This is a genomic window from Agrobacterium vitis (genome assembly GCF_013337045.2).
In the GTDB taxonomy this organism is placed as follows: Bacteria; Pseudomonadota; Alphaproteobacteria; order Rhizobiales; family Rhizobiaceae; genus Allorhizobium; species Allorhizobium vitis_B.
In genome coordinates this window covers 1,579,988-1,588,992 of record NZ_CP118259.1, presented here as the reverse complement: position 1 = coordinate 1,588,992, position 9,005 = coordinate 1,579,988, and the positions used below count along the sequence as shown (strand labels likewise).

Here is a 9,005-nt window from a genome sequence, read left to right as displayed (position 1 = left end):
TCTGCTCAAAATTGAGCAGGCGGTCTTAGTCGCCGCTGTTCTGCTGATTTTTCTTGGAGTGGGCTTTGACGATATTGTATTTCACAACGTCAATTTGCCGAAGGATGGCTTGTAGGTCATCCTCATCCAAATCTGGCAGGGTGGCAAACGACTGTTCGAGCCGATGAATTATCTCGGCATTTATAGATCGATGATTGCTTTCGGCTGCGCTCTCGATTTGATTTTTCAGAGTTTCCGGAATTCGAAGCCGGAAATGCGGATCATCTTTTGCCATGACGCACATATGCCGCACTTTTTGATTGACGACAATGACGCATTGTGCGCTATATAGAAGTGACGCACAATGCGTCATAGGAAACGGCAATGGCGAGAAACGACGAACACTTTCGGCTCCGCATCCCGAGCGACATAAAAGCATGGGTAATGAGCCAGGCAGAAGCCAACCTGAGGTCTGCGACTTCAGAAATTATCTTCATTCTCAAGCAAAAAATGGAGATCCATCAAAACGAAAAGAGCGGGAACAAGGCCTCGTAAACCTTCCCGCTCTTTCTCAACAATCCCGTAAGGGTCTGCAACATGCTCCAACCTAAGGAGATCGAACATGCGAAAGCATAATAGCAAATCCACGCCCGGTCTGGCAAGACCCCGGCCCACGTCAAGAAAGCCTGTGCCTCTGGCCTGCCTGCTGGCAAATGTCGAGGGCAAGATCACATCCATTCAGCGCATCGTTTACGCGATCAACGATCTCTTGGTGATCGAAGATGCGGAAACGACCTATCGCCGCAACAAATCGGCGCTGGAGCTTTCCTGGTATCTGGAAGGTCTGGTGGACGATGCGGAGAAATATCTCATCACGGTGATTGAAACGCAGGAACGGAATGAAGCCGAACAGGAAGGAATTGCAGCATGAGCGGGCTTCTCACCTTCGATTTTGAAAACCAGCCGGTGCGGGCATTTGAACGAGATGAGCAGGAATGGTTTGTTGGTAAGGACGTGTGCAGGTGCCTTAATATTCAGAACCATAATGACGCGCTTAGAAAGTTGCACGACGACGAAAAATCGGGGGTAGGAATTTCCGACCCCCACGGCAGAGAGCAGGAAACGGTTTGTATCAACGAGCCTGGTCTCTACCGCCTGATTTTCTCAAGCACCAAGCCGGAGGCCGAGCGCTTGAAGCGGTTTGTCTTCCACGAGGTTCTGCCGGCGTTGCGGCGTACCGGTCGCTTCGCCCTGGAGCCGGTGATCGATTGGGAAATTGCCCGCGAGCAGCTTGCCATGGTGCGTGAGGCGCGGCTCGCACATGGTAAAGCGGCGGCTGCGGCATTGTGGCGGGAACTGGGCCTGCCGATGCCTAAGGATGAAGTGCCGGATAATGAGCGTAGACAGGCCAAGGGGCTGATGAAGTATGTCTATGATTTCATCGATGATTGCATGGTGTTCGATCCGAAGGCCGAAGTCACCGGGAAAGAGGTATATTTGCGCTATCAGCAGTGGTCGACAAAGAATGATGCGCCGTACATCATGAATAATTCTTTCGGAAAGTTCCTGATCCGTGCGGGCATCGTGAAGCGGCATGTCAGCACTGGTTCACGCTATATCGGCGTGCGCCTGAAGCATCAGAGCCAACTATCCGACCAAACATCCTGACCGTGAAGAGGATATGAACATGAACAGTGAAATCGATAATCTCACGGTCTTCGGCATGCCTCTGAAGCAAGCTGATGCCTTGATTACGTTGTTGGAATTCGCGCTGGAACTTTATGGCAAGGAGGCCGCTCGAAAGATCTGGGAGGAATCTGAGTTACCCCAGGTCTCCGATTTGCTCAACAAGAGCGCCTGAAAACCTGAAAAAACCTGAAATCTGCACCCTGCCGGGTCTCTCGGCGGGGCGCTCGTGTTTTGTCCAGCCTAAGGCAATGTGATGCTCTATCAAATCGGCGTGGTGACCTTCGATCTCAAGTTCAACCTCGATGGGGTTTCGCGCGAGACGACGGCGGATTTTGTTGACAAGCCCGTCATTGGCGAGCGCCCGCCGCTGGAAGCCATGGGCGAGGGGCCGGAACAGATGACCCTTGCCGGTCGGCTGTTTCCCGACAAGCTCGGTGGCTTGTCCAACCTGAAGACATTGCAGACCCTGCTGAAAAACCAGGTGCCGCAGCTGGTGGTGCGCGGCGATGGCGAGGTCATGGGCTGGTTTGTCATCACCCGCATTACCGAGGGTCACACCTATCTGAATACCAAGGGTGTCGGCCAGGTCATCGATATGCAGATCGAGCTGAAAAAGTCCGATGCACCGGACGGCGAAAGTTACTTCTCGACTTTGTGGGAGCTGGTGTCTTGAGCGATACGGAAACCATCACCGTTGGCCGCGACGGGCTGACCCTGTCCGGCGTGCTGGCGCGGCATTACCGGCAGGTGATTGCGGGTGCCTGCGAACAGGTCTGGTCGCTCAACCAGGATCTTGCCCGCAAGGGCGCGGAAGTCCCGCGCGGGACGGTGCTGACCGTGCCGACCAAGGATGCCTTGTCGACCGATACCACCGACAGCAAAATCACGGGCCTGTTTGACTGATGGCAAAGGCGCATTTTCTGGTGTCGGTCGACGGGCGGGTGGTGACGAAAAACTTCCTGCCCGTTTTGCTGTCCGCCTCGATCACCAAGGGTGTCGACAAGACGGCGGATGCCGCGCAATTCGACCTCGATGACAGCGGCGGCACGCTGCGCTGGCCGCAGACGGGGCAGAAAGTGCATGTCGAGCTTGGCCGGGAAAATGGCGCGATCCGCATATTCGACGGCGAAGTGGATACGGCCAGCTGGTCCCTAAGCCGGGGTTCAGGCTCGGTGCTTTCGGTGACGGCCCGGTCTGTTTCGTTGAAAGGTAAGGCGAAGGCCAGCAAGGAAAAGCACTGGGATAGCAAACCCTTGAAGTCTGTTCTTCAGGATGCAGGTGAAGATGCGGGGATATCGGTTTCTGTCCATGCCGATTATGCCGAAACAGTTCTGGATTGGGAGGCAATGGATGCGGAAAGCTTCATTGCCTTTGGCGAGCGGCTGGCGCGTGAGCACGGGGCGATCTTTCGGATTTCCGGCACATCCGCCGTGTTCGTCCCCTACGGCAAGGGTGTGACCGGGGCCGATCTTTCGGCCTTCACCGTCACCCGGTCGATCCTGCTTTCGGCCACGGGCTTCGCCCCGGTGACAGACCGCCCGCGCATCAAGCAGAAGGTCGAGACCTATTACGACCTCGACAAGGCTTCGCGGCTGGCAGCGCAATATGCCAGTGGCGACAAGGTGGACGCGGATCTGCAATCCGGGTTTTCCGCCTCGTCAAAGGACCATGCCGACCGTCGGGCCAAGTCCGGCGCCAGGAAGGCGAGCCGTGACAAGGCCGAGGGATCGGTTGTCATCAATGGCGATGCCACCCCGCAGCCGGGCGGCAAGTGCATTCTTTCCGGTCTGCGGGCCGGGGTGGATGGAACCTATACGATCAAGAGCGTGACTGACGAGCTTTCCCGCTCGTCTGGATACACGACCTCGATCAGCCTGAGCGAGCCGCAGGGCAAGGCCGGCCAGGACAGCCGGTAGATTTTAACAAACATAAGGAAACGATCATGGATCGCGCGGAGAGTTTCGCGGGTGGCGGTGTGCCATGCGCAATTTAAGGCCTGTTGAAAATTGGCGAACGGTTCTGGCCCGGGCCTGGTCTGTCCGCTTCACGGCTGCTGCTGGACTGATTTTTGTCATCCAGCCTGTTGTCGACGCTCTTGTCGACGGTGCCTACGGCCTTGAGGCGTGGGTCAATCTGCTGCTTCGCGGCCTTCAAGGGCTTTTGACATTTGCGGCGATATGGGCGCGCGTCGTTGCCCAGAAAGGATTGTCCGATGCCGATCAATAATTTTAAGTCCAGCGCTCGCGCCAAAAAGGCTATCGCTGCATCTGGAGGGATCGCTGTCATCCTCGCCGGGACTGCACTTGTGCAGCCCTGGGAGGGTTTGCGAACCAAGGCTTATCGCGACATGGTTGGAGTCGTCACGGTCTGCTACGGCGAGACAAAAGGCGTCAAGATGAGTGATCAGTACACCCCTCAGCAATGCGACGAAATGCTCTGGAAGCGTCTCAAGACCGACTACGAAGATCCGATCAAGAAGTGCGTGCCTAGCTATGATGCCGCACCACTGTCTTGGCGGGCATCCTCGATCTCCCTTTCTTACAATGTTGGTGTCGGTGCGTTCTGCAAATCCACGGCCCGCAACCGCGCGCTGAAGGCGGATTGGCTTGGGAGTTGCCAAGCTATGACTTGGTTCAACCGCGCCGGTAACGAGGTTGTACCGGGATTGGATAGCAGGAGGAAGCTTGGAGATGCAAACCGTATAGGTGAGTACGAGCTTTGCAAGAGTGGCCTCTGATGTTCTCGGCGCTCACTGACCCCATCAAGATCGGTCTGTCGATCATCGTAGGCCTCGCTGTCGGTGCCTTTCTGGCATGGGCGGCGACATGCATCAACTATGAAGGTCTGCGTGTGCCGTTCTTCGGCTGGCAGATCATCGATGGCAAGATCACCCAGCAGGTTAACGCCGCGAAGGAATCGGGTCGCATCGAGGTTCGCCAGCAATGGGCCGAGGCGCAGCGCCGGGCGGATCTGAAGCAGATTGCCAAGGTCGAGGCTCAGCAGAAGCAGATCAATGCCGCTGATGCGGCCTTGGTCACCACCATTGCCGCGCATGTCGGGCAGGTCGCCGGATTGGAAGCAGCGCTTGCCGATGAGAGGAAACGAAAAAATGCGAAACCGAATGCTGCTGGCTCTTCTGCCTGCCCTGCTATCTCTGATGGTGGCATGCCTGACGGGGTGCGGAACGCGCTCAACGCTATCGGCGCAACCAAGCCATGACCGCAAGCCGAACGTATCAGCCGCCGTGATGGCCGATTGTGCGGGGCTTGCATACATCCCGGCCGGTGTGGACCGGGATGACGAATACCGGCTGTGGGGCCAGGACAGGAAGGCGCTGGCGGACTGCCGTGCCTTAAATGCCGCGAAGGCGGCGACGATCAATTCATTGCAGGGGAATTAGGGGCTGATGGCGACAGGAGAACAGGACGTGGCAGCCAGCACCAATTTGTTCGACCCGATGGCGTCCTGGGCAAGGTTGAGCGAGCGCGTCGAAAACCAGGGCAAGGACATTGTCGATCTCAGGTCGAATATGAACACCGGCTTCCAGAGCGTGCAATCTTCGATCAATGCTTTGTCGAATGAATTGCGCAGCTCCAGCAAGACACAGTGGCCGGTGATCTGGGCGGCGGCTGGCGTCTGTTTCGGGATTATCGTTGCGCTCGGATCGCAGGCTCTGAGCCCGATCAAGGAAGCAGTTTCCGAGACGAAGACAGATTTGCGGGTCACGGCGCAGAATTCTCTATCGGTCGCTGCCTTCACCGATTTCAAGGCGACTTATGAAAACAATCGGGTCGTGTCCCGCAACGACCTGATCGACAAATTCAACCAGGTGAATACGCAGCTCGAAACCATCCGCAAAGACCAGGTGCCCCGGGCCGAGCTGGAGCGGGCATGGCAATCCGAGGATCAGCAGCGCGCGCAAATGCAAAAGCAGATCGATGAACTGAAGCAGGGGCAGGCCACCACCTATAGTGCCCGTGACCTGCTGCTGGATATGCGCGACCGGCAGGATCGTTTCGAGCGCCAGCTTTACGGCCAACGCCCGCCGAGCTGACCACATGTCCTGATCGGGTAGCCACCGCAATGTAATTCAAAAGTTTAACCCTCGATGGAACCGCCAGATCTGGCGGCGAAAGGATTTCCTATGGCCCTGAAAGACGGTGCTGTTTTGTGCCAAGCGGCGCAATGGACACTGATTGCTGATGGCGTTCTGAACGTTCTCGTCAACCTGCCGAAGACCGGCACGCTCTACATCCGCCGTGTCGAAGCCGGATCGGACGCACCCGCCGTTGCGCCTGATCCGGAAGGATCGGCCAGTGACGCCAGTTTTCACTTCGTGACCATGACAGCGCTGAAACCCTACGCGGCCAGCTTCACCGAGGCCTGCGATGTCTACGGCTATCCGGAGGGTGATAGCGCCCTGCGGATCGAAATGCAGGGCGATTGATGCCATGGCGCTGAATTTTGGCCGGCCCAACATAGCGCTTGGGTCGCTGTATTCCTGGACGCCCGTTGCCCCGACCGAAGACCCGCCCGATGGCATGGGTTGGGTTGTGCGCACCGGTTCCACCGAACTTTACCTGATTGATCGCAACGGGGCCTATGTTTACGCGCCCCTGGAGGCTTCCGCATGAGCAAGGTCCAGAGCAAGGACGCATTTTTGTATGATCTCACCGGCGATGACGGTGAACTGAAAACCGCATTGCGCGAAGCGATGGAGCTGGGCAGCGCGGCCGATGAAGACGCCAGCGCCTTCGCCACGGCTGGACAGGGTGCATTGGCCGTCACCGCGATCCAGCCTGATGACCTGGTGACGACGGCGCAAGACGGCCTGATGGTCGCCGCCGACAAAGTGAAACTGGACGGCGTGGCGACCGGTGCAACGGCGAACGCGACAGATGCCGCCTTGCGTGATCGCTCCAGCCACACGGGCGAACAGGCGATGGCAACCATCACCGGGTTGATCGCTGCGCTGGCGGCCAAGGCCACGCCTGCCGATATTTCCGCTGCCATCGCCGCGCTGGTGAATAGTTCGCCGGCAGCGCTGGATACGCTGAACGAGTTGGCGACCGCGCTGGGCAATGACCCGAACTTTGCGACGACCATGTCGACCGCGCTTGGCAACCGGCTACGGGTGGATACCGCCGCGCAGGGGTTGACCGACACGCAGAAGGCAAATGGCCGCACCAACATGGGCTTGGGAAGTGCTGCTTTGTCGGCAGCGTCGGATTTTGCGGCGGTCAATGCTGTCGTGCCCAAAACATGGGTGTGCCGCAATGTGCTTCAGCATGGCGCATATAATGATGGAACGAATGCCGCCGCAACCTCGACAGCGTTTCAGGCGGCTTATAATGCTGCCAGTGAAGGCGATACGATTGTTGTGCCGCCGGGGAGTTATGATTTTACTCTTGGTGTTTCCGGGACGAAGCGCGTCAACTGGGATGTTTATGGCACGTTGTTGCTCACAGGGTTTAACTGGGCGGACATTCTTCTCGGTCCTGTCAATCTTTACGGTCCAAAGACCTTCAGGAATGGCGCAATCCCTTCGCTCGGCAGGTGGTTCTCTTCGCTTGGTCTCGGTTATGCTTCAACGGAGAGTGTGAATTACAATACCTTTGAAGCTTTCGATGATATCAAGGTGTTTCCCGGGCGCGTTAGTAATGTCAGCGTTGTTACACGTCAGCGATCAGGGGCGACTGGAATCCGTGAAAATCTTCGTGGGTCTATCTATGTCGAAGCGCCTTCTGGAAACGCTCCAGGCGAGGGTGCTCATTACGTTGGTATACAGGCGGGAGCATTTGCAACGAGCGCTGACAATGGCACAACTAGTTCGTCGCCGTCTTTGAGCCAGGGCGCGCTATTCGCCGGAAGTAGCTTTGCACAACTCAAGTCGGGAGCGATCAACTGGCGAAATGTCACTTCGTGGGAATTCAACGTCACCATGGATGCTAACACTTCGGCTTGGTATAGATCTGGTATTCAAATCGCGGGTGGGGGGCCTGGTAAAGGAACGGTCCATGATTATGCCATTGCGATCAGCAATCTAGCGGATGGCGCGTTTTGGGATGTAGGTGTTCATTTCGGCAGTGAAAATGGTAGCGCGCCATTGACTGAGAATAGTACCGGTATTCGGTTTGATGTCGATCATCTTCTCCACGGAATTGATTTCGGTACCGCGAATGTGCATGGCGCCTATATGAAGGGGACGTCCTTCAGCATCGCGCCCGGTGGAACAAAATTCAATAAGTTGACTTTGCAACCAGGCGTAGGAACCATTATTGTGCCGGCTGCCAACGGCGATCTAATAATCGAAACTACGAACAACAATGCCGTCACTTTCCGTTTAAGGGGGACGGATGGTGTTGTGCGATCTGGAACAGTAGCACTGAGCTAATCAACATGTATCAAGCCATCATTGCCGACCCGAAAAACTTTGATGAAACGGCTTACCTTGCCTACAACGAGGATGTAGCGGCGGCCGTAGAGCGTGGGGATTTTGTTTCGGGAAGAGATCATTTCGATCTTCATCCAAACGAGAGCCGAGTTATTGGTTACAAATCCTCTGGCGAGGATGGTCTAACGACAAACTTGCCCACACCTGATCTGGTTCTACTTGTGAATGGTCATCGTGACGTGATTGCGCATGCCGCATCGAGACGACCAGCCGCAATGGATGTAGTTCGATTGGTCGCCGCCGCTGGTGAAGAGTTCTCTCGCTTTTCAAGCGTGTTGGACTTTGGATGCGGATGTGGAAGGGTGCTCGCAGGTTTTGAGGGCTTGTTTTCCAATCATGTCAGACTTGTCGGCTGCGATATAAATCCAAAGTTGGTAGATTTTGCAAAACGGTCATTTCCGTTCGCGGAGATTTATCAAACAGATCTGATGCCGCCGTTGCCGTTTGGTCCGGCAACGTTTGATTTCATTTATAGTTCGTCAGTTTTCACACACATGTCGAGTGTGTCGATGCGAAAATGGGCCCAGGAATTGTCTCGAGTAATGCGGGGTGGCGGTGTTCTTGTTGTTTCATTCCATGGGTCAATGTATCATCAAGAGTTCTCTAAATTAATTCCTGATCTCTCCGATGTTATGCGGAGCGATAAACACTATGTGCATCAATTCCCAGATGCGGCAGAAGGAGAAAATTCTGTCGCCACCCTTGCCAGTGAACAGTTCTTCGCTGAAATGTTCGAAGGTTTTGAAGTTTTGTTGCATAGGCAGTCCGCAATTTCAGGACCTATTCACTTCTGTGCCAATCAAGATGTACTCGTTATGCGCAGGCTGTGAAAAAAGAGTTCAAACGAGTATGCGGGAAATCTTGCAGCGCATCGATGCGGCAC

16 protein-coding genes are annotated in these 9,005 nt (G+C 55.8%); 15 read left to right on the top strand and 1 reads right to left on the bottom strand.

Translation table 11 applies throughout. The features are described 5' to 3' along the window. Positions 1-25: 25 nt before the first annotated feature. Positions 26-274 (bottom strand): Arc family DNA-binding protein, encoded by a 249-nt coding sequence (locus G6L01_RS07590; protein ID WP_174109432.1) that lies wholly within the window; start codon positions 272-274, stop codon positions 26-28. Between the two features lie 89 nt (positions 275-363). Between G6L01_RS07590 and G6L01_RS07585 the strand changes: the two genes are divergently transcribed. The 15 genes from G6L01_RS07585 to G6L01_RS07515 all read left to right on the top strand — a co-directional run bounded on the left by G6L01_RS07585 (position 364) and on the right by G6L01_RS07515 (position 8,952). Next, complete coding sequence (locus tag G6L01_RS07585) at positions 364-534, top strand: Arc family DNA-binding protein (protein WP_174109430.1); 171 nt, start codon at positions 364-366, stop codon at positions 532-534. A 67-nt stretch (positions 535-601) separates the two neighbouring features. Then, complete coding sequence (locus G6L01_RS07580) at positions 602-910, top strand: hypothetical protein (RefSeq protein WP_174109428.1); 309 nt, start codon at positions 602-604, stop codon at positions 908-910. Next, positions 907-1,647, top strand: a complete 741-nt coding sequence (locus tag G6L01_RS07575; RefSeq protein ID WP_174109426.1) for a BRO family protein — start codon at positions 907-909, stop codon at positions 1,645-1,647. Before G6L01_RS07580 ends, G6L01_RS07575 begins: the two co-directional genes overlap by 4 nt. Before the next feature lie 19 nt (positions 1,648-1,666). Next, positions 1,667-1,840: a hypothetical protein gene (locus G6L01_RS07570; RefSeq protein WP_174109424.1), complete on the top strand. Its 174-nt coding sequence runs from the start codon at positions 1,667-1,669 to the stop codon at positions 1,838-1,840. 81 nt (positions 1,841-1,921) lie between these two features. Then, the gene (locus G6L01_RS07565; protein WP_070150712.1) at positions 1,922-2,341 is read left to right on the top strand and encodes a phage tail protein; all 420 of its coding nucleotides are present in this window, start codon (positions 1,922-1,924) and stop codon (positions 2,339-2,341) included. Beyond that, the gene (locus G6L01_RS07560; protein ID WP_070164783.1) at positions 2,338-2,571 is read left to right on the top strand and encodes a tail protein X; all 234 of its coding nucleotides are present in this window, start codon (positions 2,338-2,340) and stop codon (positions 2,569-2,571) included. Before G6L01_RS07565 ends, G6L01_RS07560 begins: the two co-directional genes overlap by 4 nt. Next, a complete protein-coding gene (locus tag G6L01_RS07555; RefSeq protein WP_070164782.1) occupies positions 2,571-3,584 on the top strand; it encodes a phage late control D family protein in 1,014 nt (337 codons plus the stop codon). Before G6L01_RS07560 ends, G6L01_RS07555 begins: the two co-directional genes overlap by 1 nt. Before the next feature lie 64 nt (positions 3,585-3,648). After that, positions 3,649-3,894: a DUF7940 domain-containing protein gene (locus G6L01_RS07550; protein WP_070164781.1), complete on the top strand. Its 246-nt coding sequence runs from the start codon at positions 3,649-3,651 to the stop codon at positions 3,892-3,894. Further along, on the top strand, positions 3,881-4,405 hold the full coding sequence (locus G6L01_RS07545; RefSeq protein ID WP_070164780.1) for a lysozyme: 525 nt from the start codon (positions 3,881-3,883) through the stop codon (positions 4,403-4,405). Before G6L01_RS07550 ends, G6L01_RS07545 begins: the two co-directional genes overlap by 14 nt. Continuing rightward, a complete protein-coding gene (locus G6L01_RS07540; RefSeq protein WP_070164779.1) occupies positions 4,405-4,887 on the top strand; it encodes a hypothetical protein in 483 nt (160 codons plus the stop codon). The genes G6L01_RS07545 and G6L01_RS07540 overlap by 1 nt, the downstream gene beginning before the upstream one ends. A 187-nt stretch (positions 4,888-5,074) precedes the next feature. Next, on the top strand, positions 5,075-5,722 hold the full coding sequence (locus G6L01_RS07535; RefSeq protein WP_070164778.1) for a hypothetical protein: 648 nt from the start codon (positions 5,075-5,077) through the stop codon (positions 5,720-5,722). A gap of 90 nt (positions 5,723-5,812) precedes the next feature. Next, positions 5,813-6,115, top strand: a complete 303-nt coding sequence (locus tag G6L01_RS07530) for a hypothetical protein (protein WP_139190298.1) — start codon at positions 5,813-5,815, stop codon at positions 6,113-6,115. Between the two features lie 4 nt (positions 6,116-6,119). Continuing rightward, positions 6,120-6,302, top strand: coding sequence for a hypothetical protein (locus G6L01_RS07525; protein ID WP_156615295.1), 183 nt, complete (start codon positions 6,120-6,122; stop codon positions 6,300-6,302). Further along, positions 6,299-8,062: a hypothetical protein gene (locus G6L01_RS07520; RefSeq protein ID WP_202037081.1), complete on the top strand. Its 1,764-nt coding sequence runs from the start codon at positions 6,299-6,301 to the stop codon at positions 8,060-8,062. Before G6L01_RS07525 ends, G6L01_RS07520 begins: the two co-directional genes overlap by 4 nt. Before the next feature lie 5 nt (positions 8,063-8,067). Further along, positions 8,068-8,952, top strand: coding sequence for a class I SAM-dependent methyltransferase (locus tag G6L01_RS07515; protein WP_174109422.1), 885 nt, complete (start codon positions 8,068-8,070; stop codon positions 8,950-8,952). The last annotated feature ends 53 nt before the right edge of the window (positions 8,953-9,005 follow it).